This window comes from Bradyrhizobium sp. STM 3562 (assembly GCF_045571435.1).
Lineage (GTDB): Bacteria > Pseudomonadota > Alphaproteobacteria > Rhizobiales > Xanthobacteraceae > Bradyrhizobium.
In genome coordinates this window covers 1,613,036-1,636,588 of sequence record NZ_CP120694.1, presented here as the reverse complement: position 1 = coordinate 1,636,588, position 23,553 = coordinate 1,613,036, and the positions used below count along the sequence as shown (strand labels likewise).

Below are 23,553 nucleotides of genomic sequence, written 5' to 3'. Positions count from 1 at the left end.
ACAGATTCGAGGCGGTTTCGTTCCTGCAAAACAAAAGCCGGCACCAGCGATCTACCGGTTTTGAAATTCTCAAAAGCGTCGTCCGGCTGCCATCACGCCGACACTTATGTCGTGATCGCCTGATCGCGTTGCACCGGTTGCGGGCGGCCATGGTCGTCGATCGCGACATAGGTGAAATTACCGTCGGTGACGAGAATGGAGCGCGACTCCTCGCGCCTGAGCACCCAGGCCTCGAGATGCACCGTGATCGAGGTACGCCCCGCGCGCACAAGCGTCGCATGCACGGACACGAGATCGCCGACATAGACCGGCTTGCGAAAGTTCATCGCCTCGACCGCGACCGTCACCGTACGCGATTTCGCGACCTTGGACGCAAACACGCCCCCGCCAACATCCATCTGGCTGAGCAGCCAGCCGCCGAAAATGTCGCCATTGGCGTTGGTGTCCGCGGGCATCGCCAGCGTGCGGATGCAGAGATCGCCGCCCGGCTCGGCAGCGGCATTCAGCGGGTCCCGCACTTGCGTATCCGTCATTTAAAGCTCTCCCAGCCCGCGTCGGGCAAGAACCGACCGCCGAACTTTTGCGACAGCGCGCGAAGCGCGGCGACCACATTCTCGACTCCGCGCGCGCGCGCGTAGTTCAACGGCCCGCCGCGAAACGGTGCATAGCCCGTGCCAAAAATCATGGCCCCATCGACCGCATCGGCGTTGTCCACGATACCTTCGTGCAAGCAGGCGACGCACACATTCGACATCGGCAGGATGAGGCGGTCGATCATCTCGTCCGTCGGCTGCGGCGTATTCGGCGCAACCTGCGACTTGTCGGCCTTGCCCTCCTTCCAGACATAAAAGCCCTTGCCGGTCTTGCGCCCTAACTCGCCCTTGATGACCTTTTCGCGCAGCCAAGCGGGCGTGTCCGGCAGCAGGTCGCCGAATTTCGAGCGCAGCATGTCGCCGACATCGAGGCAGATATCGAGTCCGACCTGGTCGGCGAGCTCGATCGGCCCCATCGGCATGCCGAATCTTTCTGCGGCCCTGTCGATGACGCGCTTGTCGATGCCCTCGTCCAGCATCACCATCGCTTCCAGCATGTAGGACGTCAGCGCGCGATTGACGAGAAAGCCGGGTGAGCTCTTCACCGGTAGCGGGAGGCGATCGATGACGCTGACAAAGGCAAGCGCTTGTTTCAACAGCTCGCTGTCGGTGCCGTCATGGCTCACCACTTCGACCAGTTGCAGCCTCGAGACGGGATTGAAGAAATGCAGGCCCAGCAAGCGCTCTGGCCTTTGCAGGCTCGTGCGCAGATCCTGCAGCGGAATGCTGGAGGTGTTGGTGGCGAGAATCGCGCTCGGCTTCATCCGCGGCTCCAGCGCGGCGTAGACCTTCTGCTTCAGCTCAAGCTTTTCCGGGACCGCCTCTATAATGAGGTCCGCGTTGCGCACCCCCTCGCCGTCGAGATCCGGCACCAGCCGGTCCAATGCATCGCGGACCTCGATCGGCTTGCGGATGATCTTTGTAAAGAGAACGCTCGCGCGTTTGATCGCGGAAGCGATCGGCTCCGGCTTCATGTCGGCCAGCGAGACGCGCAGGCCTTGATGCGCGCACCAGGCCGCGATATCGCCACCCATGGCGCCGGCACCGATGACGTGGACATGGCGGATTTTGTTGCCAGCGCCGGCGAGCTTCTTCATCTGCTCGCGCAGAAAGAAGACACGGATCAGATTTTGCGCTGAAGGCGTCACCATCAAACGCGCGAACGAAATCTTCTCGGCCTGAAGCATCGCTGCCTTGTTGCCGCCATGCTTCTCCCAGAGATCGATCAAGGCGTAAGGCGCCGGGTAATGCTCCGGCGAGGCTGCCTTGGCTGCCTCCTTGCGCATGCGCGAGGCGAGAAGGCCGCGCGCAGGCGCGGAGTTGAGCACTTTGTTCAAGACGCCCGGCCGCGCGCGTTTCAACCGACCGAAGACGGCGTCCCTCGCCGCGGCAGCGGCATGGCGTTCCTGCGTCACCGCATCGACGAGCCCGAGCGCCTTCGCGCGCCGCGCATCGATGGTCCGGCCCGTCAGCATCAACGTCATCGCCTGCATCGGATTGACGAGGCGCGTGAAGCGCGCGGTGCCGCCCAATCCCGGATGCAAGCCGAGCATCACCTCGGGAAAGCCGAAACGCGCATTGTCGATCGCAATCCGCGACTCACAGGCGAGCGCGACCTCGAGGCCGCCGCCGAGGCAGAAGCCGTGAATCACGGCAACGCTCGGCACGCGCAGCGCCTCCAGATCGTCGATCACCGCATGAGCCCGCACGATCGCCGCTTCAACCAGACCGGCATTGCTCGCCCCGCGAAATTCGTTGACATCCGCGCCCGCAACGAAGCCGGACTTTTTCGCCGAGCGAATGACGAGCCCCGCCGGGCGTTCGCTCTCCAAAGCCGCGAGCACCTGTTCGAACTCCGCCATCACCTCGCTGGAAAGCGTGTTGGCGCTGGCGCCCTCGCGGTCGAACAACAGCCAGGCGATACCGTCGCTATCGCGCGTCAGCTTGAAATGGCGGTAGGGACCGGCCGCGGGCGCTGGGCCCAGCGCGAGCACGCGGTCGGCGAGAACGTCCATCACCCTCGAGTCCATGATCACACCGTCTCGATCAGCATCGCGCCGCCCAGCCCGCCGCCGATGCATTCGGTGGCGATGCCGCGGCGCGTACCCAGCCGCTTCATCGCATTGACGAGGTGCAGCACAATGCGATTGCCCGAGGTGCCCACGGGATGCCCGAGGCTGATGGCCCCGCCATCGACATTCAGCCTGGCGCGGTCGATCTGGCCGGCCGCACTATCGAGGCCCAGTACCTCGCGGCAGAATTTGTCGTCGTTCCAGGCGGCAAGACAACCGAGCACCTGCGTGGCAAAAGCCTCGTTCAACTCCCAGGTCTCGATATCCTGCAGCGTTAAATCATTGCGCTTGAGCAGTTCGGTGGCCGACAAAACCGGGCCCAAACCCATGATCGACGGATCGAGTGCCGACCACTGGCTGTCGAGGATCACGGCCTTCGGCGTCAGCCCATATTTTGCAACCGCATCCTCGGAGGCGAGGATCACCCAGGAGGCGCCGTCGGTGATCTGCGAGGAATTGCCGGCGGTGACCTGACCCCAGGGCCGCTCGAAAACCGGCCGCAGTTTCGAAAGGGTCTCCGCCGTCGAGTCCGGCCGCACGCCGTCGTCATGGTCGTAAAACTTGCCGTTGCGCGCGAAGGCGGTCTCGACCTCGCCCTTCAAGAAACCTTCCGCCTGCGCCTTGGCGAGGCGCTGATGGCTCTCGGCGGCATAACTATCCGCTTGCGCACGCGTGATGCCAAAAAGATGGCCGACGACTTCCGCCGTCTGCCCCATGTTGAGTTCGGTGATCGGATCGGTGAGGCCGCGCTCCAGCCCGATGATCGGCTTGAAATAGTTCGGCCGCAGCTTGAGCGCGGCCGCGATCTTGGCACCCAGGCTCTTCGCGGTCGCAAGGCCTGCGAACCACCGCACCCCCTGTTGCGGCCAGACCAGCGGTGCATAGCTCAGCGCTTCGGTACCGCCCGCGAGGATCAAATTTGCCTTGCCCTCGCGGATATAGCGATAGCCAGTGTCGATCGACTGCATGCCGGAGCCGCAATTGATCTGCAGCGTGAAGGCGACCATGGCCTCGCCCATGCCGAGCCGGAGCGCCGCGACGCGGGCCGGATTCATCTCGTCCGCAATGACGTTGACGCAGCCGAGAATGACCTGGTCGAAAGCGGATGGCGCGAAGGGTTGGCGCGCCAGCAGCGGCCGCCCCGCTTGCACGGCAAGATCGACCGGCGTGAACGGCCCCGGACCCATGCGCGCTTTCAGAAACGGCGTCCGGCTGCCGTCGATGATAAAGACTGGCCGCGCCATTAGCTCGCCGCCCTCTGCTCACCCAGCTCCTGGAAGAACTGATGCACGTCGGCGCCCTTTTTGTAAATCGGCGACAATGCCTCGGGCGCGAAATCATCGACCTCGATGACCTTCGCCACCGCCTCATGCGCAGCCGCGAGCTTGTCGGCCTCTGGTTGCGTGATGACGCCGCGCGTCACCGCTTCGTGCCAGTCATGCAGCCGGGCGGCACGCATCTTCCTGGATGCATCCTCGGCGGCGACAACCAGCAGGAATGCCTTTTCCAGCCGCGCCTGCCCGCTGCCATCCTCGACATGCGAGAGGTCAGGCGTAAGCCGGTCGCGCGCCGCCGACGGCGTGAGAATGATCTGCGCGCATTGATGAATGATGCGGTCGGAGGGGCCAAGCACGCGCGCGCCGAAAGGCTGGATCAGGAATTTCAACACGGCGCCCACGAGCCGGTTGGGCAGGTTGGCGAGAATCTCCGCAAAGCGGTTCTCGATGGTTTTGAAGCCGGTCGCCATGCACCATTGCAGCAGCGGGAAATCCTCTTGCTGCCGGCCCTCGTCGTGCCAGCGCTTTAACGCGGCGGAGAGCAGGTAAAGCTCGGAGAGAATGTCACCGAAACGCGCCGACAGCATCTCCTTGCGTTTCAAGGCGCCGCCGAGCGTGAGCAGCGCCACGTCCGCGCAGAGCGCGAAAGCCGATGCATAGCGCGAGAGCTGGCGATAGAAGCCGGTCGCGTCGCCAGCATCCGGCGCGGGCGCAAACAAGCCGAACGTCCAGCTCCGTCCCCAGGCGCGGAGCAGCGTCATGAAGCTGTGGCCGACATGCTTCCAGAGCACGTAATCGAACGCATCGAGCCCGCGATCCCGATCCTCCTCACTCAACGCATTCATCTCCTCAAGGAGATAGGGATGCGCGCGGATCGCGCCCTGCCCGAACACGATCAGATTGCGCGTGAGGATATTGGCGCCTTCCACGGTGATGCCGACCGGCACCGATCGATAGAGATTGCCGAGATAGTTCTGAGGGCCATCGATGATGGCCTTGCCGCCATGGATGTCCATGGCGTCGTCGATCACGATCCGCATCCGCTCGGTCGCCTGCAGCTTCATGATGCCGGAGATGACTGCGGGATGATGTCCCTCATTGAGGGCGGCGCAGGTGAGCCGCCGCGCGGCATCGAGCAGGTAGGCGGTGCCGGCGATGCGGGCGAGCGACTCCTCGATGCCTTCGAACCTGCCGATGGCGATCCCGAACTGCTCGCGGATGCGCGCATAGGCGCCGGTGGTACGCGCGGCGTAGGCGGCGCCGGCGGCCGAGAGCGAGGGCAGCGAGATGCCGCGGCCGGCGGCGAGCGCCGTCATCAGCATCTTCCACCCCTGGCCCAACCGGTCCTTGCCGCCGATGACGTAGTCGAGCGGAATGAACACATCGCGGCCCCGGTTCGGGCCGTTCTGAAAGACCTGCATCGCCGGCAGATGGCGGCGGCCGATCTCGACGCCGGGAAGATGGGTCGGGATCAGCGCGACGGTGATGCCGAGCTCTTCCTTCGCACCTAGGAGACGATCGGGGTCGTAGGCCTTGAAGGCGAGGCCCAGAAGCGTCGCCACCGGCCCCAGCGTGATGTAGCGCTTGTGCCAGTTGAGCCTTAAGCCCAGCACCTCGCGGCCTTCAAAATCACCCTTGCAGATGATGCCCGTATCAACCATCGCGGCGGCATCGGAGCCGGCCTCCGGACTGGTCAGGCCAAAGCAAGGAATGTCGCGGCCATCGGCCAGCCGCGGCAACCATTTTTCCCGCTGCTCCTTGGTACCGAAGCGCAGCAAGAGTTCGCCGGGCCCAAGCGAATTGGGCACCATCACCGTGACAGCGGCGGTGAGCGAGCGCGAGGAGAGCTTGCGCACCACTTCCGAATGCGCATAGGGCGAAAAGCCGAGCCCGCCATACTCCTTGGGGATGATCATGCCGAAGAATTTCTTCTCCTTGATGAAGTCCCAGGCTTCCTTCGGCAGGTCGCGCCATTCCCAATTGATCTTCCACTCGTCGAGCATGGCACAGAGCTCGTCGACCGGGCCGTCGAGGAAAGCCTTCTCTTCGTCCGCGAGCTTGGCCTGGGGATAGTTCAACAGCTTCTGCCAGTCGGGCTCGCCGGTGAAGAGCTCGGCGTCCCACCAGACGTCGCCCGCCTCCAGTGCTTCGCGCTCCGTCTCGGACATCGATGGCAGCGCCTTGCGCGCGAGGGAAAAGATCGGCTTGGTCATGAAGTCGCGGCGAAAGGAGCTCATGGCGATGTCCCTAACGGTTGCGAGCAACGGCGCGATGTCAGTCGATGTTCGGCAGAACCCTCTGTAACGAAAAGGGTAAAAAATCAGGCGGCCGTTCGCACTGAAAATAAACTGAAATTGATCGACCAATAACGGGGCATTCTGGCCCCGGTTCCGAGCGCCGTCCCGCACTTTGGGCCTCTTGGTTCGAGACGGCGCTTGCGGACCTCCTCACCATGAGGATCAATAGCTCGGATGCGGCCGCATGGTGCAGCCTCGTAGCCAGCCCATTTCCCCCCATCCCGAGGAGGCCGCAGCGCGGCCGTCTCGAAGAATGAGGCCTGGCTCTTCCAGCGAAGATCAATCCGGCCGGGGCATTTCGAACATCGCGTCTGGGCGGATCTCGAAATAGTCGCCGCGGCGGCCGGCGCGCACGATCGGGTGCGCCAGCGCGGTCTGGTACACGCCGTCCTTGATCAAGGCTTTATCGATATGGACGGCGACGACTTCGCCGAGCGTCAGCCAGGCCTCGGCCTTGCTGCCGTCGGCGCCCTGGAGTTGAATGATCTGCGACAGCTTGCACTCGAAGGCGACGGGGCTCTCGGCGACGCGCGGCACGTTGACGAGCCTGCAGGGCGCAGCCGTCAGCCCGGCGATGCCGAATTCGTCGACATCACGGGCGACATGGGCGGCGGTCGCGTTCATCTGCCTGGCGAGGTCCATGGTCGCGAGATTCCAGACGAACTCTTTCGTCTCCTGGATATTGGCGACGCTGTCCTTCCAGGACGTGGACGAAAAACCGACGATCGGCGGCTTGTAACAGAAGGCATTGAAGAAGCTGTAAGGCGCGAGATTGACGTTGCCGTTGGCGTCGCGCGAGGAAATCCAGCCGATCGGCCGCGGCGCGACAATGGCATTGAAGGGATCGTGCTTCAGCCCATGGCCCTTGGCCGGTTCGTAATAGTGCAATTCCTTCTCTGCCACGCCTCTTTCCCTATTGTTGTCCGTCATTGCGAGCAGCGAAAGCGATGAAGCAATCCAGAGTCTCGCCGCGGAGCAAGCCTGGATTGCTTCGCGGAGCCTGTCATCGGGCCGCGCTTCGCGCGGACCCGTTGGCTCGCAATGACGGAATAACCCAATTATCGCCGTCATTCCGGGATCGTGCGCACGCACGAGACCCGGAATCTCGAGATTCCGGGTTCGCCCGCGCATGTTGCGCGTGCGCCCCGGAATGACGGATGAAGCGGAACTTAGCCTGCAGCTTTGCGCGAACCAAGCCCGGCGAGAACAAAATCGATCATTTGTTCGATATCCGGTCCGGGCTTATCAGCGGCCTGCGCGATCATCTGCGGATGGAAGAATTTCACCATTGCGGTACAGGCGCACATCGCCGCCAGCGGCACATCGGCGACGCGGAATTCGCCCGAGGCCGCGCCCTGCCCGATCACCTCGCCGATGATGCGGGTAATGAGCTCCATGTGCGCCACGCAGACGTCCCAGCTCTCCTCCATGGCGATCTCGACCATCTCGTGCATCTTGGAGTCGCCGACATAGCGCTCGGTGTTCATGCGGTTGATGGTCTTGATGAGCTCGCGCAGGCGGGGCGTAGCCGGCCCCGGAGCATCCGCGATCCGCTTGGCTTCGGTCTCGACCTCGCCCATCAGCGTGCGCGCCACGCCTTCGTGGATCGCCTTCTTCGAATCGAAGAAGCGATACACGTTGGCCGGGCTCATACGCAGCTCTTTGGCGATGTCGGCGACCGTGGTCTTCTGGTAGCCGAGCTGCCGGAACAGCCGCTCCGCCACCACGAGGATCCGCTCGCGGGTGTCCGGCTCGACATGTTCGGAAATCAGCGTCATGACGATCTCAATGTTCAACTATTCCGCAGCCTCAGCAAGCGGAAAAGCGGGCTGCCGTTGCTGCGACGCAAGATCGGTGTTTGCACCGCTTTCTTCAAGGCTCTTGCGGAACCAGAGGGCATAGAGACCGGGCAGGTACAGCAAGGTCAGGAAGGTTGCAACAAACAAACCGCCCATGATCGTGATCGCCATCGGACCCCAGAACGCCGAGCGTGACAGCGGAATCATGGCGAGGATGGCGGCAAGCGCGGTGAGCACCACCGGTCGGGCACGGCGCACCGTCGCCTCCACGATCGCCTCCTTGCGCGTGAGCCCATGGGCGACGTCGGTCTCGATCTGATCGACCAGGATCACGGTGTTGCGCATGATCATGCCGGCGAGCGCGATCAGGCCGAGCAGCGCGACGAAGCCGAACGGGGCGTTGGCAACGTTCAAGCCCAAAGAGGCGCCGATGATGCCGAGCGGTGCGGTGAGAAACACCAGGAACAGGCGCGAGAAGTTCTGGAGCTGAATCATCAGGAGCGTCAGCATCACGATTGCCATCATCGGGAAGAGGACGAAGATCGAGGCATTGCCCTTCGCGGATTCCTCGAACGCGCCGCCCGCCTCGATCCGGTAGGCCGGCTCGAGATGATCGCGAATCTCCTGCAATTTCGGCCAGATCTGGTTGGTGACATCGGGCGCCTGCACACCATCGTTGACGTCAGACCGCACCGTAATCGCCATATCGCGGTTGCGCCGCCACAGGATCGGCTCCTCGTGTGAATATTCGATCTTCGCGATCTGCTGCAGCGGCACGGCGATGCCGTTCTTGGAAGTAATGGTGAGGTCGCCGACATGGGCGAGATCGAGCCGCTCGGAGGGAACGGCGCGGGCGACCACGCCGACCTTTTCGATGCCGTCGCGCACGGTCGTCACCTGGGCGCCCGAGATCAGCATGGCGAGCGACTGGGAGACGTCTTGTGGCGTCAGGCCCAGCGCACGGGCGCGGTCCTGGTCGACGACGAGTTTCAAGTAAGGTGATTGCTCGTTCCAGTCGAGCTGCACGTCCTTCACGTTCGGGTTTTGCTTCATGATATCGCGGACCTGGTAGGCGATCTCGCGCACCTTGTTGGTGTCAGGCCCGATCACGCGGAATTGCACGGGGAAACCGACCGGCGGACCGAAATTGAAGCGATCGACGCGGACACGCGCCTCGTTGAGCGCACCGTCAGCCACCGCGTTCTCGATTTTGGCCTTGATGCGCTCGCGCGCTTCGACGTCCTTCGCCACGATCACGATTTCAGCAAAGGCCTCGTTGGGAAGCTGCGGGTTGAGCCCGAGCCAGAAGCGCGGCGAGCCTTGCCCGACATAGGCGGTGTAGGTCGAAATATCCTTGTCGCCCTTGAGCAGGGTCTCCGCCTTCTCAACTGACTTTTCCGTGACATTGAAGGCGGTGCCTTCCGGCAGACGCAACTGCAGGAACAGTTCGGGCCGCTCCGAAAGCGGGAAGAACTGCTGCTGCACATGGCCGAAGGCGACGATCGAGGCGACGAAAATACCCACTGTCGCCGCGACCGTGGTGATGCGGTGATTGACGCACCATTGGATGACGGCGCGTAAGCCGCGATAGAGCCGCGTCTCATAGATCGCGTGCGGGTCGTGGTTGTGGTGGACCTTGATATCCGGCAACAGCTTCACGCCGATATAGGGCGTGAAGATCACCGCCACGAACCAGGACGCGATCAGCGAGATCGCCACGATCCAGAAAATGCCTCCGGCATATTCGCCGACCGCCGAATTGGCAAAGCCGATGGGCAGAAAACCGGCCGCGGTGACCAGTGTGCCCGTGAGCATAGGGAATGCCGTGGATTCCCAGGCAAAGGACGCCGCGCGAACGCGGTCCCAGCCCTGCTCCATCTTCACCACCATCATCTCTACCGCGATGATCGCGTCGTCGACGAGCAAGCCGAGCGCGATGATCAGCGCGCCGAGCGTGATGCGGTGCAGGTCGAGCGACATCGCATTCATCACGATGAAGACAATTCCAAGCACCAGCGGCACGGACAGAGCGACCACAATGCCCGTGCGCCAGCCCAGCGCCAGGAAAGAGACGAACAGCACGATCGCGAGCGCCTCGACGAAGGAGTGCACAAACTCGCCGACCGCGTGCTCGACGACCTTGGGCTGATCGGCAATCTGATCGACATTGATGCCTTGCGGCACCGCCTTCATGAAATCAGCGGTGGCGGCGTTCACGTCCTTGCCGAGTTCAAGAATATTGGCGCCCTTGGCGGTGACGACGCCGATGCCGATCGCGGGCTTGCCTTCCTGGCGCACGATGAAGCTCGGCGGGTCGACGTAGCCGTGGGTGATGGTGGCGATGTCGCCCAGTCGGAAGACGCGCCCATTGCTCTCGACCGGCGTTTCCGCCACCGCTTTGGCGCCGTCGAGCGCACCGGTGACGCGCAGCGGCACGCGCTGCGAGGAGGTTTCCACGGTGCCCGCCGGCACGACATTGTTCTGCTTGGCAAGCGAGTCGAACAGCGCCTGCGGCGTGATCCCGAGCGTTGCGAGCTTGGCGTGAGAGAACTCGACAAAGATGCGCTCGTCCTGGTTGCCATACATGTCGACCTTGGTGACGCCGTTCACCTTGAGCAGGCGCTGGCGAAAGGCCTCGGCAACCGTCTTGAGCTGCTTGTAGTCGGCACCGTCGCCGGTCAGCATGAAGAGGATGGAATCGACGTCGGAGAATTCATCGTTCACGACGGGGCCGAGAATGCCGCTCGGCAGTTCGCCCTGCACGTCGACCAGCTTCTTGCGCAGAAGATAAAATAGATAGGGCACGTCCTTCGGCGGCGTGGAATCGCGGAAGGTCACCTGCATCGCGGAGAAGCCGGGCTTCGAATAGGTCTGCACCTTCTCGAAATAGGGCAGCTCCTGCAGCTTCTTCTCGATGGGATCGGCGACCTGGGTTTGCATCTCCTTGGCGGTCGCGCCCGGCCACATCACGGAGACGTTGACGACCTTCACCGTGAAATACGGGTCCTCCCCGCGCCCGAGCCGCTGATACGAGAACAGGCCGGCGATGCCCAGCGCCACCATCAGGAACAGCACGAGCGCCGGATGGCTGACCGCCCAGGCGGAAAGATTGAAGCGCTTCATGTCAGTCTCCAATTTTCTTGCGACCTGCTTCAACTTCGTCGTTCCCGAGCGCGCGAAGTGCGAACCCGGAACCTCGAGATTCCGGGTTCGGTGCTTTCGCACCGCCCCGGAATGACGGAGCGCAACTGCGCGACGAGATCAGATTGAATCGTCATCGCGCTCTACTTTGAGCATGATCTTTTCGGAAAACCGCTACGCACTTTTCCGGATCACGCCCCGGGACCGTCATTGCGGGGGGAAGCGAAGCAATCCAGGGGGCTGGGGCTTGGATACTGGACCACTTCCTCGCCTCGCACCCCGCAATGACGGAAGGGAATTCAGAACGACAGCGACGAGACCACGCGCACCTTCTGGCTCGGATCAATCTTTTGCACGCCGAGTGCGACGATCTTCGCGCCCTCGTCGACTCCGCCGGAAATCACGACGTCGTTGCTTTCGTAAGACTTCACCTTGACCGGCTTCAGCGTCACCTCACCCTTGTCGTCGACGACATAGAGCGAGGGATCGCCGCCCTGGCGAAACAGCGCCGACAGCGGCAGGCGCGCGACACGCTCGGTCGCGGGATCGGCGAGCGTCAGCGTTGCGGTCATGCCCAGCTCGACATTGTCGCCGGCCTCAGGCAGCGAGAATTTGGCCAGATAAGTGCGCGTGACCGGATCCGCGCTCGGCGAAATCTCGCGCAGGCGCGCGGCGTATTTCCGGTTCGGATCGGACCACAGCGTCACGGTCGCCGTACCTTTCTTGGCGCGCTCGACCAGCGTTTCGGGGATCGCGACCACCGCCTCCTTCTCCGCCAGCCGCGCGACGCGAATGGCGGTCTGGCCGGCGGCCACGACCTGGCCGGGCTCGACCAGCGTCGCGGTGACGACGCCACGGGCGTCCGCCTCCAGCGTCGCGTAGGAGAGCGAATTCTTGGTGAGTTCGACCGAACGTTCGGCGCGGTTGAGGCGCGCGCGGGCCTCGTCGGCCGAGGCCTTGGCGGAATCGAGCTGGGCGTCGGTGGTCCAGCCGTTGACGCGGAGGTTCTTGGCGCGTTGTTCCGCAGCGGCGGCCTGTGCCAACACGCCCGTCGCGGCCCTGAGCTCGGCCTCCGCCTGCTCGGCCTGCAGCTTTAGGTCCACCTCGTCCAGGGTCGCGAGCGGGGTGCCGACGTCGACGCGCTGGCCGACCTCGACCAGACGCTTGGAAACCTTGCCGGCGACGCGAAAGCCGAGGTCGCTCTCGATCCGAGGCCGGATGGTGCCGACAAAGCTGCGCTCGGGGGTTTCGGCCTCGTAATGGGCGGTCGCGACCAGCACAGGGCGGGTCGGCTCGGCCTTCTCGGCGACGCTATCGTTGCAGCCAGCCAGCGCCACGGCCATGCCGGCGAGCATCACGCCAGCTAACAACCTGGAATAATTCAAGAAAATTAACCGGGCCAGCATCGGACACTCCCTGGACTCGACCTGCCTGAAGTGTCGAATGTCTTATGACGAAAGTCAATAATCGTCAGTAATCATGATTTCGTGAACGTTAATTAGTTATTGTCCCTCACCCGGCAAAAAGCCGGGGCGCCTAACCACAGGGAGATGTCTTACGAAGAACCGTTGGGTGGGGTGAGCGGAGCGAAATCCGCCGCGCGAGAAAATGGTGGGTTTCGCTCCGCTCAACCCACCCTACGCAATCAGGTCGCGTCATTCCGGACGACGCGCAAGGCGCGTCGATCCGGAATCTCGAGCTTATCTGTCATGTCCCTTGATCATCGAGATTCCGCGTTCGCTCGCTGTCGCGAGCGCCCCGGAATGACGGGCGAGAGCTCCGTCACTTCCCCGGTTCGGTGCCAGCGAATTCCACCTTGCTCTCGTGGCCGCCGAGGAAAACGAGCAGGCCGCCGATCAGTGGCAAGACCGCGAGAAAGAGCAGGCCGGTTGAGGTGCTGCCTGTGGCTTCCTTGACCCAGCCGATCAGATACGGCCCGCCGAAGCCGGCAAGATTGCCGATCGAGTTGATCAGCGCGATCGCACCGGCCGCCGCGGTGCCGGAGAGCCAGGCGGTCGGTAGCGTCCAGAACACGCCGAAGATGCAGAAGATGCCGATGGCGGCCAGGGTCAGCACCACCATGGTCATGGTCGGGTCGGTGATGTTGCTGGAGACGCCGAGCGCGAGCGCGGTGACGAAGAACGGCGCGCCGACATGGAAGACGCGCTCGCGCGTCGCATCCGAGCGCCGTGCCCACAGGATCATTGCGCCGGTACCGAACAGATACGGGATCGCGGTGACGAAACCGGTCTGCGCATTGGTGAGGCCGAAGGCCTTGACGATCTGCGGCAGCCAGAACTGCATGCCGTAGAGGGCCGCGACGAAGCAGAAATAGATCAGGCTCAGCATGATCACCTTGGGCGAAGACAGCGCTTCACCCAGCGTCATGGACTTGGCCGCCTGCTTGGCGGCAAGCTCGGCGTTGAGCCGCGCCGACAGCCAGGCCTTCTGCTCGGCCGTCAGCCAGTTGGCGTGCTCAGGCTTGTCGGTCAGATAGAACCAGGTGACCAGCCCGAGCAGCACCGAGGGGATGCCTTCGATAATGAACAGCCATTGCCAGCCTCTCAGGCCCCAGACGCCGTCGAGGCCAAGCAACAGTCCCGAGATCGGCGCGCCGATCACGGTGGAAACAGGTACGGCGATGGCGAATGCCGCGAGAAAGCGCGCACGATATTCGGCCGGGTACCAATAGGTGAGATAGAGGATGATGCCGGGGAAGAAGCCGGCCTCGGCCACGCCGAGCAGGAAGCGCAGCAGGTAAAAACTCCACTCGCTGTTGACGGTTGCCATCAGCGCCGAGATCACCCCCCACGTCACCATGATGCGCGCGATCCAGCGGCTGGCGCCGAACTTCTCCAGCGCGAGATTGCTCGGCACCTCGAAGATGAAATAGCCGATGAAGAAAATGCCGGCGCCCCAGGCGTAGATCAGCGGCGTGAATTTCAATTCCGCGTTCATGCCGAGCGCGGCGAAGCTGAGATTGACGCGATCGAGATAGGAGAAGAAGTAAGCCAGCACCAGAAAGGGGATGAGCCGCCAGGAGATGGCCCGGATGGTCGAGACTTCGATGTCGCCCCGAACGCCGACGCTCGACGCGGCAAGACTCGCGGATTGGCTCATGTTTGCTCCCCTGGGTCGTTCTTTTTGATGTTCTGACAAAGGTTTTTAGCATTGCACCGGTGGTGTCAATCGGATTCGTCAGGGATGCACATTCGCTGGGGCGGGAGGAGGCATGCGTCGGCCCTATCTTGCTCCACCTCGCTCTGTCATTCCGGGGCACGCGAAGCGTGAACCCGGAATCTCGAACTTCCGGGTTCACTCGCTCCGCGAGTGCCCCCGGGAATGACGGAGAACTCAATCGCCGAGTTGAAAGCGCTCGAAGCGGCCGAGCGCCTCCTCGATTCTCCGCTTCAGCTCCCCGCGCGCGCCGCGCTTGGCCCCAACGCCCACCCAGCTCCATTTCTGCAGCAGCAGCTCGCGGTTCTGCCGGTCGGTCTTGAGGTCGATAGCGGCGACGATGTCATCGTCCACCAGCACCGGCAGCGCGAAATAGCCGAACTGGCGCTTGTGCTTCGGCACATAGGCCTCAAAACGGTGCTCATAGCCGAAGAACAGACGCGTGCGCTTGCGCTGGATGATGAGCGGATCGAAGGGCGAGAGGATGTGCACCAGCTCAGGCCCGCCCTCACCTTTCTCCTCCAGTAACTCCGGGCGTGCCCAGTGCTCCTGCTTGCCGGCACCTTCCAGCATGACCGGGACCAGTTCGCCGCGGCGCACGCACGCCTCGATCACACGGCGAACTCCCGGCTTGCTCGGCGCGTCGAGATGGCAGATCGAATCGAGCGAGACCAAGCCCTGCGAGCGCAAGGCTCGGTCGAGCAGATAGGCGGCAACCTCGGGCGCAGACGCGGCCTTCGGCGGCTTGTCCCAGCCGAAATGCCGCCCGATCAGCTCATAGGTCTTCAGCATGCCATTGCGCTCGCTGATGGCGAGCGCGCCGGTATAGAAGGCAAACTGCAGCGCCCGCTTCGAGGGCTTGCGGCTGGCCCAGAGATGTTCCTTCTCGACCAGCACGTCGTCGTCGATGTCGCGAATGGTCAGCGGTCCCTGCCGGATCAGGCGCATCACCTTGCGCAGGTCCTGCGGCGTGACCTGCTCGAACCAGCGTTCCCGCTCGCGCTTGTGCAGCCGCATCAGTGGAATGAAAAACCGCAGGTCGCGGCTCGGAATGTAGGACAGCGCGTGGGTCCAGTATTCGAACACGCTCTTGTCGACGCTCTGGGCCTGACGCAGATCGGCGCGCCTGTATTCGGGAATGCGGGTCCAGAGGATGTGGTGATGGCAGCGCTCGATGACGTTGATGGTGTCGATCTGCACATAGCCGAGATGGGCGACCGCATCCGCCACGGCCCGCGCGCCGGCGCCGAACGGCGCGGCCGTATCGAGCCGCTGCGCGCGCAACCAGATGCGCCTCGCCTCACGCTGGCTTAAGGGATGGAGTTTCTTGCCGCCGGACACAACGAGGTAATCTAGCCGGATTCGGCCCAGGCGCGCGAGAGACAAAGAAAGCCGCGCGGCCTTCATCGGCTGCGCGGCAAGCATCAAATGAAAAACTCTTGCCTTGCTTTGCCATGCCCAACTTCTGAGACGCCGTCCATGCTGCAGGCAGCGGCGGCCCTCATCGCCCTGCCCTCCCGACGTCAGAGCCGGACGACGACTTTGCCGCCCGCCGTGTTTTCCTCCAGGACGCGGTGGGCGGCTGAAATGTCCTCGAACTTGAACTTGAACACCTGCGCGGGCTTGGCCCGATAGACGCCGGAGGCGACGCGATCGACGATGGCCTGGAATGGAATTTCCGAGAGCGGAAATTCGCCGGATCCGGTCACCAGCGCGCTGGCTAAGGTGCTAAGTCGCACTCCACTCGGAACTTGAAAGACCGGCTCGACCGTCAGCGGCCCGCCGCCACCGAGAAAGCCGACCAGGCATACCTCGCCGCCGCGCCTCACCATCCGAAGCGAATCGAGGACTGTGCTATTGCCGACGATATCAAGCACCGCCTCGATCCCCCGTCCGTGCAGTTGGCGCAAATGCTGCGACAGCCCGCTCTGCTCCAGCAGGACCGCGTCGGCCCCCAAGGACTCAAGCAACGCGGTGCGCGCCGCGTTACGCGTGGTAGCGATCACGCGCACACCGGCATGCGCCGCGATATTGATCGCTGCCTGCCCCAGCGCCGAGGTAGCGCCGCGAATGAGCACCGTCTGGCCGGGCTTGATCGCGAGGATTCCGCATAGCGCGGTCCATGCGGTTGCGTAGGATTCCGGGATGGCGGCGAGATCTTCCCAGGCGAGATCCGTCTCGATCGCGGTGACATTGGTGGCCGGCGCGTTGACGAGCTCGGCATAGCTGCCGCTGATGCTGCGACCCATGCCACCGACGATGGCGAGCACCTTCTCTCCCGGCTTGAAGCGTCCGTCGGGATCGGCCCTCACCACGCCGACGCATTCGATGCCGCTGATCTCGGCGACCTCGCCCCACGCGCCTGAGCGGAAGTACAGCTCCGCGCGGTTGACGCCGAAGGCCTTCACCTCGATCAGGACGTGGCCGGGTTTCGGCTCGGGATCTGGACGCTGTTCGATCGCGAGCACGTCCGGCCCGCCGTATTCCTTGATGACGATCGCGCGCATGAGGATTTCCCTGTGTTGTGGCGCGTGAGCTTTGCGAATTGCGTCATTAGAAAAAAGAATATAATTTCGATATTCTTCATAGGATAATTGAATAATGCTCGACGGCGTCACGCTGCACCAATTGCAATGTTTCGAGGCCGTGGTCAGCACCGGCAGCTTTCAGGCCGCGGCCGAAAAGCTCAGGCGCTCGCAGCCGAGCGTCTCGGCATCGGTGAAGAACCTGGAAGCGCAGCTCAAGCTCAGCCTGCTCGACCGCGGCGGCTACCGGGTGAAGCTGACCGAGGCGGGACGCTCGTTCTACGAGCGCACCCGGTTGTTCCTGAAAGATGCGGAACGATTAGCCAGCCATGCCGCCCAGCTTGCGATGGGCGAAGAGAGCGAGTTGCGCGTGGTGATCGGGGACGTCAGCCCGCTGCCGGAGACGCTGGCATTGTTGCGCAGCTTTTTCGACCGTTGTCCTTCGACCAGGCTCAACCTCTATTTCGAATCGATCTCGGGCCCGGTCGAGCGCCTGCTAGAAGGCGAGGCCGATCTCATCCTGCATCACATCGACAAGGCCAACCCACGGCTTGAATTCGTCGACCTCTTCACGGTGAAGATCGTGCCGGTGGTCGCGCCGAATTTCCTACGCTTTCCGATCAGTAAATCGATCACACCGGAGCAAATGCGCGACTACGTGCAATGCGTGATCCGCGACAGCGCCCGCCATTCCCCGCCGCGAGACTATTTTCTGGTCGAAGGCGCGCGAAGCTGGACCGTCAGCGACCAGTTGATGAAACGCGAACTCATTTTGCAGGGCATGGGCTGGGGTCACATGCCGCATTACCTGGTCGCGCGCGACCTGCGGGAGAAGCGGCTCCTGCCGATCACGGGAACCCATTTCCGTGGGGGCGAGGCCGAGCTTGTCGCGGCGCGGTTGCGTCATGCGCCCCACGGCCCCGTCGCTACCCGGCTCTGGCGATTCATTGCCGAACAGGCAGCTCGGATCGTACCATCGAAGAGATGAACGACGCGAGGCTGCGGACGCGCCTTATGGGTTCGGCTTGGCGCCGATGCTCCCCGTTGCGACGTCCGGCTCGCAGGACGCCCTGCCGCGCCCCGGCGCCTCGCATTTGTAGATCTTGCCGGTGAGACGGTCGACCAGCCAGGCGCTGTCTTCGGTCGGGCCTTCGATCCCGACATAACGGGCGCCCACGGCGGTGATCAGGGTGGACAGCAGGATCGCCACCGCGATCATGGCGGCGCCGATCAGGACCGACATTGAGGTGATGGATCCCGCCCGCTCGGTGGTGCCGGCGCGATAGCCCTGATAGTCACTCGGTCGCTTGGGAGAAAACACGGCCTCTACTTGCGTCAGTTCTTATTGGTCTTGGGACCGCCGCTGTTAGGGGCGCATCTGGGTGATTTGTTGTCGCAAGACGGCCGCTTTTAAGACCGCACACCGAAAGATGCGGCTGTGCTCCCTCTCTCCGCTCTTCGCGGGGAAACGCGAACATCCTAAATCCAGCTCTGGAACAGCATCAGCCGGTTGAAGGTCGCCATCGACGTGCCGACGAACGCCGCCGAAATCGGCAGCATCGCCGCAAAGCCAGCGCCTGCCAGCGCCACATAGGCCCATAGCGCCCAGCGCGGCATTCCCTGCCGCGTTAATGCGTAAACCAGCGCGAGCGAGGCCGTCGTCGCCGACGGCAGATAATAATAGAGAAAGCCGAGCGTGCGCGGCAGCAGGGCCCAGGCCAGATACGGCCCGAAATAGAACGCGAGGATCAGGAACGCATCTGCCCGACGCATCACGGTCCAGTCGCGCAGGCAAACGAGCAGCGCAATCAGCGCCGGCCATAGCACCACGGGATTACCGAGCAGCACGATCGCCGCGACGGTGTCGTCCTCGACCTTATCGAACAGGTACCAGACCGGACGAATCAGAAACGGCCAGGATGGCCACGAACTCATATAGGTGTGGCCGGCGATCGCGCTGGTGGTGTTGTCGGTGAAGATGCGCTGCTGGGCTTCGAGAATGTCGGATGGGGACGGACCGTAAAGCACGACGAAGCTCAAGAGATAAGCGAGCGCGGGAAGGCCGACGAAGCACGCGGCGAAATGAAAGACCCTGAAGTCCGGCCAAAGGTCCGGCCGATACCAGTCGCTGGAATTTCCGTCCGCAAACGCGGTACGCCAGCCCTGCATCAGCCTGACGGCCGCGATAATGACGATGGCGGTCGCAAGGGGGAACAATCCGCTCCATTTACAGGCAGCCGCGAATCCGAAGGCGAGGCCCGAGGCCGCGAAATAGATGTGGGGGCGGACCTTGCGGTAACCATGCATGAAAGCCGCGATGCCGCACAAGGAAAAGCCAAGCGCAAAGATGTCGAGCATCGCGATGCGCGATTGCACGAACAGCATCTGATTGAAGAAAGCGATCAGGCTTGCGGCAATGGCCGGCGCCTGCCCGGAAAATAGTGCGAGCGCGCCGAGATAGATCGCGACCAGGCAGATCGCGCCGAACAGGGCAGCCGGATAGCGCCAGGCGAACGCATTATCGCCGAAGATACGGATCGACAACGCGATGATTTGCTTGCCGAGCGGCGGATGCATCGGATTGAGCATCGGCTCGCGCATGACCGGCTCAAGCATCTGCCGCGCCGCCGGCACGTAATGCACTTCGTCGAAGACGAATTTTTCCGGCGTGCTCAATCGTACAACAAAGGCGGCATGCGCGATCAGGAAAATGAAGGCCGAGACGAGGCCGCATACCACGACGGAGAGGTTCGAAGCAGAGGACTCGCGCGCAATGTTCACGGGACTGGTCACAAAGCCGAGGGTATCGCAACGGCATCGACTGTGAACGAGCGCGATTTATCTGTCGATTGTCTTGAACGGGTTTTGCGCTTGCCGCCGGCGAGGGATCAGCGCGCGAGTCGTGCCTGTGATAAATTTACAACATCAGAGCAATGGACCCCTGCTCCCGTGCGGAAGGAAGCAGGCGGCGCCTCCGCGGGCCTACGCAATCGTGAGCGATGGCATATTGCATTATGGTCATCATAATGCATTGTGACTATCATATAAAAGTCGCGAGAGCCCGCCGACCTGAACGAAGCTGAACCGAAATGACCGATGCGACTGAGGCGCTGCCACGCATGATCGAGCGGGATGCGGTGTCCGGCAAGGGAACCGACTCCAGCTCCCCTGTCCCCAAAGCGCCGTCCCAGCCATCGCCCCTGCACGCCCGCAACGAGGGGCGGCGCGCGGCGCTGCTGACCGGCCCCGTGCTGCCGACGCTCTTGAAACTGGCGTTGCCCACGGTCGTGGTGCTGGTGGCGCAGACCGCGGTCAATATCGCTGAGGCCTATTATGTCGGCTTTCTCGGCACCGATGCGCTCGCGGGCGTGGCGCTGGTCTTTCCCGTGTTCATGCTGATGACCATGATGTCGAACGGCGGGCTCGGCAGCGGCGTATCCTCGGCGGTGGCGCGCGCCGTCGGCGCGGGCCGAAAGGAGGATGCCGATGCGCTGCTGTTCCACGCCATTGTTCTTGCAATCGTGGTCGGCGCGCTGTTCTCGCTTGCGACGATGTGGGGCGGCCCGCATCTCTACCGCGCTCTGGGCGGCCGCGGCGAGGCGCTGCAGGCCGCGCTGCGATATTCCAACTATCTCTTTGCCGGGGCGATCCCGGTTTGGATCGTGAATTTCCAGGCCGGCGCGCTGCGCGGGTCGGGCAATGTACGTGTTCCCGCCCTGGTCACACTGGTCGGTGCCTTGGTCTTGATTCCGCTGTCGCCCATCCTGATCTTTGGCCTTGGCGGACTGCCGCGCCTCGGCATTGCGGGCGCGGGCATCGCCTTTGCCGTTTACTATTGCGGGGCGATGCTGTTCCTGCTGCGTTATATGGCGAGCGGCCGCGCCGGCCTGAGGCTCAGGATCGTTCCGCTGCAGCGCCGCCTATTCGCCGACATTCTGCACGTTGGCGTGCCGACCGCCGTCAATTCCGTGCTCACCAATCTCACCGTCATTCTGGTCACCGGCGCGGTCGGACTGTTCGGCACCACCGCGCTCGCGGCCTACGGCATCGCCTCGCGGCTGGATTACATCCTGATCCCGATCCTGTTCGGGTTGTGCACGGCGACTCTGACGATGGTCGGCATCGCCGTCGGCGCCGGTGACATCGCGCGCGCCAGGCGCATCGCCTGGGTCGCGAGCGCGGCGGGTGTGACGCTGACAGGCACCATCGGTCTCATCGTCGCCGCCTATCCGCCGCTCTGGCTCACACTGTTCAGTCATGACGGCGAGGTGCTGCGCATGGGCACCACCTATCTGCGCATCGTCGCGCCCAGCTACGCAGCGCTCGGCTTCGGCTTCGTGCTCGGCTTTGCCGCGCAAGGCGCCGGCCATGTGCTCTGGCCCTTTGTCGCCTCCAGCCTGCGCATCCTGATCGCGGCGGGCTGCGGCTGGTGGGTGGTGACGGCGCTCGGGGCGGGCATGACGGGATTGGCGAGCATGGTCGCGGCATCGCTGATTGCCTATGCCGCGATCTGCTCCCTGATCATGCTCTCGCGCGGGGTGTGGCCGCCCGCGCGGGATTAACGCGCACGAGGCGCTGCAGGATGGGTTGACCGGATGCGAAACCCATCGAACCACCCGCAGGCACGATGGGTTTCGCTTTGCTCAATCCCACGCAGGGCGAAATCTTCGATATTGAAAATCTCCTTGCGGCCGAGAACAGGTCAGGCGGTCGCCTGACTCGCCTGAGCCTTCCGCGCGGCCTCGACATCCATCCACATCACTTCCCAGATATGGCCATCGGGATCCTCAAGGCTCCGGCCGTACATGAAGCCGAAATCCTGCTTCGGCGCACGATCGGCCGTGCCGCCCACGCGCTGTCCCTTGCCGACGATGTCGTCCACCGCCTCGCGACTGTCGGCGGAGAGGCAAATCAGCACCTCGCTCGAAGCCTTGGCGTCGGCGATCTTCTTCGGCGTGAACTGCCGGAATTTGTCGTGGGTCAGCAGCATCGCATGGATAGTGTCGGAGAACACCATGCAGGCCGCGGTGTCATCGCTGAACTGCGGATTCTTGGTCGCGCCGATCGCCTGATAGAAGGCAGTGGCGCGGGCAAGATCGCTCACCAGCAGATTGACGAAAATCAGCTTGGTCGTCATGGTCTCCGTGGGGTTGCGCACGGCCTAAGGACGGATCGCCAGCCCTGATCCCGACAGGGGACAAAGTTTTTTATGGCCGTGTGCGCCTCCTGTCCCCGTCATTGCAAGAAGCGACAGCGACGATCCGCCGTCGCTCGCTGCGCGAACTATGGCGAGGCGTGAAGTCCCGCCGAAACGCCTTTGCGCATAGGCGGAAGCAATCCAGACTGCATCCGCGGAGAAGGTCTGAATTGCTTCGCTTGCGCTCGCGAGAGCGGATAGAGCTGGCGTCCGCTTATGTCGCAATCGGCGTCGGCATGGTCAGAAATGCGCGGCTGGCGTGCCAGAACAATTGGCGGTTGATGGCGAGCACCACCGAATGCGCCGTGCCCGGCAGGATCACGAATTGGCGGTCGCCATTCGGCAGCTTGTTGAAAAACTCTTCGAGATCAGTGACGGCTGCGATTCCATCATATTCGCCGCGCAGCAAGAGCACCGGCGCCAACACTTTCTCCGGCAGCACCACGGGGAGGTTCGCCGTCATGTCGAGATAAGTGCCGGTCGGAATCTGATCGCCGAACTGCAATTCCACGTCGGCAAGCGCCTCGATCACGGCGGGATCGCTGGTGCCCGGCCTGTCGCGGGTCGCGATCGAGCGGATCATGTCGCGGTCGCGCTTGCGCATGTTGTGCGAGCGATAGTAGTCCAATTGCTCGGCACGCTTCTTCAGCGTCGGCGAACCTTCGCCCCTGTAGGTGAAGGCGGCGAACACCAGCCGATCGACGCGATCGGGTGCGGCCATGGCATAAGCGCCGGCGCGCAACGCGCCGGAGGACTCGCCGACAAAGTGGAATTGCTTCTGCCCGGTCTCACGGGTGACGACCTCGGCGGCGGCCTTGAGGTCCTCGACGCCGCTCGCAATGTCCGAATTGCCGGAAGTGCGCCCCGACTTGCCGTAATTCTCGTGGTCCATGGTCCAGCAGTCGAAGCCATGGCGGGCGAACTCGTTCATGACCGAATATTCGCCCTTGCCGGGCACCGAAAGATCGAACACGCGCGAGGTGACGGAGGAGCCGTGAACGAAGAACACCACCGGCCGCGCCGGTTCGCCGGCTTTGGGCACGCCTAGCCGCTTGCGAAACATCCACAACGGCACGTCGCCCTTTTTGGCCCAATATTCGCTGCTCCAGATCTCGCCGCCATCCGCTGCGTCTGCCTTCGCTGCAACCGCCGGCATCGCGCCGATTGCGCTCGCCGCCACACCCGCGCCGATGCTTTTGATGACGGCACGGCGCGCCAGGGTGAGTTCAGACTGCGTCATCACTGTTCTCCCAGCGGGTTCGGTTTCTTCGTCCGATCTCTTGCGAGCGACGATAGCACAGGCTTTGAGAGCTGCGAAGCCATCGGGCATTACGCGGTTGCGGAACGAGCGATCCACAATCCGCCATGGCGGCACACGCGCTTGTGACATTGACGGCCAAAGACAGCGCGGACGGAACGCGCAACCTCAGCTTAGTCTCGCACGCGATGCCCGACCGGAAAAATCCGGCGGATGC

The 23,553-nt window shown here is 63.3% G+C and carries 17 protein-coding genes; 2 read left to right on the top strand and 15 right to left on the bottom strand.

Annotated elements, in window-relative coordinates; all coding sequences use genetic code 11:
* Positions 1-104: 104 nt before the first annotated feature.
* The 11 genes from P6U23_RS07470 to P6U23_RS07420 form a co-directional block, all read right to left on the bottom strand.
* The gene (locus P6U23_RS07470) at positions 105-533 is read right to left on the bottom strand and encodes an acyl-CoA thioesterase (RefSeq protein WP_407178915.1); all 429 of its coding nucleotides are present in this window, start codon (positions 531-533) and stop codon (positions 105-107) included.
* Positions 530-2,623, bottom strand: coding sequence for a 3-hydroxyacyl-CoA dehydrogenase NAD-binding domain-containing protein (locus tag P6U23_RS07465; protein ID WP_407178914.1), 2,094 nt, complete (start codon positions 2,621-2,623; stop codon positions 530-532). The genes P6U23_RS07470 and P6U23_RS07465 overlap by 4 nt, the downstream gene beginning before the upstream one ends.
* Before the next feature lie 2 nt (positions 2,624-2,625).
* A complete protein-coding gene (locus tag P6U23_RS07460; protein WP_407178913.1) occupies positions 2,626-3,909 on the bottom strand; it encodes an acetyl-CoA C-acetyltransferase in 1,284 nt (427 codons plus the stop codon).
* Entirely contained in the window at positions 3,909-6,179 is a 2,271-nt protein-coding gene (locus P6U23_RS07455) for an acyl-CoA dehydrogenase (RefSeq protein ID WP_407178912.1), read from the bottom strand. Before P6U23_RS07455 ends, P6U23_RS07460 begins: the two co-directional genes overlap by 1 nt.
* Before the next feature lie 339 nt (positions 6,180-6,518).
* Entirely contained in the window at positions 6,519-7,142 is a 624-nt protein-coding gene (locus tag P6U23_RS07450; RefSeq protein WP_407178911.1) for a flavin reductase family protein, read from the bottom strand.
* A gap of 266 nt (positions 7,143-7,408) precedes the next feature.
* Positions 7,409-8,017: a TetR/AcrR family transcriptional regulator gene (locus tag P6U23_RS07445; protein ID WP_407178910.1), complete on the bottom strand. Its 609-nt coding sequence runs from the start codon at positions 8,015-8,017 to the stop codon at positions 7,409-7,411.
* 18 nt (positions 8,018-8,035) lie between these two features.
* The gene (locus tag P6U23_RS07440; RefSeq protein ID WP_407178909.1) at positions 8,036-11,161 is read right to left on the bottom strand and encodes an efflux RND transporter permease subunit; all 3,126 of its coding nucleotides are present in this window, start codon (positions 11,159-11,161) and stop codon (positions 8,036-8,038) included.
* A 317-nt stretch (positions 11,162-11,478) separates the two neighbouring features.
* Entirely contained in the window at positions 11,479-12,585 is a 1,107-nt protein-coding gene (locus tag P6U23_RS07435; RefSeq protein ID WP_407178908.1) for an efflux RND transporter periplasmic adaptor subunit, read from the bottom strand.
* Positions 12,586-12,961: 376 nt separating this feature from the next.
* Complete coding sequence (locus P6U23_RS07430; RefSeq protein WP_407178907.1) at positions 12,962-14,299, bottom strand: MFS transporter; 1,338 nt, start codon at positions 14,297-14,299, stop codon at positions 12,962-12,964.
* A 234-nt stretch (positions 14,300-14,533) separates the two neighbouring features.
* Positions 14,534-15,781 carry a winged helix-turn-helix domain-containing protein gene (locus P6U23_RS07425; protein WP_407178906.1) on the bottom strand — a complete coding sequence of 416 codons (1,248 nt, stop codon included), beginning with the start codon at positions 15,779-15,781 and terminating at the stop codon, positions 14,534-14,536.
* 98 nt (positions 15,782-15,879) lie between these two features.
* Positions 15,880-16,863, bottom strand: a complete 984-nt coding sequence (locus P6U23_RS07420; RefSeq protein ID WP_407178905.1) for a zinc-binding dehydrogenase — start codon at positions 16,861-16,863, stop codon at positions 15,880-15,882.
* Positions 16,864-16,957: 94 nt separating this feature from the next.
* Between P6U23_RS07420 and P6U23_RS07415 the strand changes: the two genes are divergently transcribed.
* Positions 16,958-17,869, top strand: coding sequence for a LysR family transcriptional regulator (locus P6U23_RS07415; protein ID WP_407178904.1), 912 nt, complete (start codon positions 16,958-16,960; stop codon positions 17,867-17,869).
* A gap of 24 nt (positions 17,870-17,893) precedes the next feature.
* Here the strand turns inward: P6U23_RS07415 and P6U23_RS07410 are convergent, their stop codons facing one another.
* The gene (locus tag P6U23_RS07410; RefSeq protein WP_407181368.1) at positions 17,894-18,124 is read right to left on the bottom strand and encodes a hypothetical protein; all 231 of its coding nucleotides are present in this window, start codon (positions 18,122-18,124) and stop codon (positions 17,894-17,896) included.
* 236 nt (positions 18,125-18,360) lie between these two features.
* Entirely contained in the window at positions 18,361-19,656 is a 1,296-nt protein-coding gene (locus P6U23_RS07405; RefSeq protein WP_407181367.1) for a phospholipid carrier-dependent glycosyltransferase, read from the bottom strand.
* Between the two features lie 344 nt (positions 19,657-20,000).
* On the opposite strand from P6U23_RS07405, the gene P6U23_RS07400 reads away from it, so the two are divergent.
* Complete coding sequence (locus P6U23_RS07400) at positions 20,001-21,443, top strand: MATE family efflux transporter (protein ID WP_407181366.1); 1,443 nt, start codon at positions 20,001-20,003, stop codon at positions 21,441-21,443.
* Between the two features lie 140 nt (positions 21,444-21,583).
* On the opposite strand, the gene P6U23_RS07395 is transcribed toward P6U23_RS07400, so the two are convergent.
* Both P6U23_RS07395 and P6U23_RS07390 read right to left on the bottom strand, forming a co-directional pair.
* Positions 21,584-22,018, bottom strand: coding sequence for a VOC family protein (locus P6U23_RS07395; RefSeq protein ID WP_407178903.1), 435 nt, complete (start codon positions 22,016-22,018; stop codon positions 21,584-21,586).
* 274 nt (positions 22,019-22,292) lie between these two features.
* The gene (locus tag P6U23_RS07390) at positions 22,293-23,318 is read right to left on the bottom strand and encodes an alpha/beta hydrolase (RefSeq protein ID WP_407178902.1); all 1,026 of its coding nucleotides are present in this window, start codon (positions 23,316-23,318) and stop codon (positions 22,293-22,295) included.
* Between the last annotated feature and the right edge of the window lie 235 nt (positions 23,319-23,553).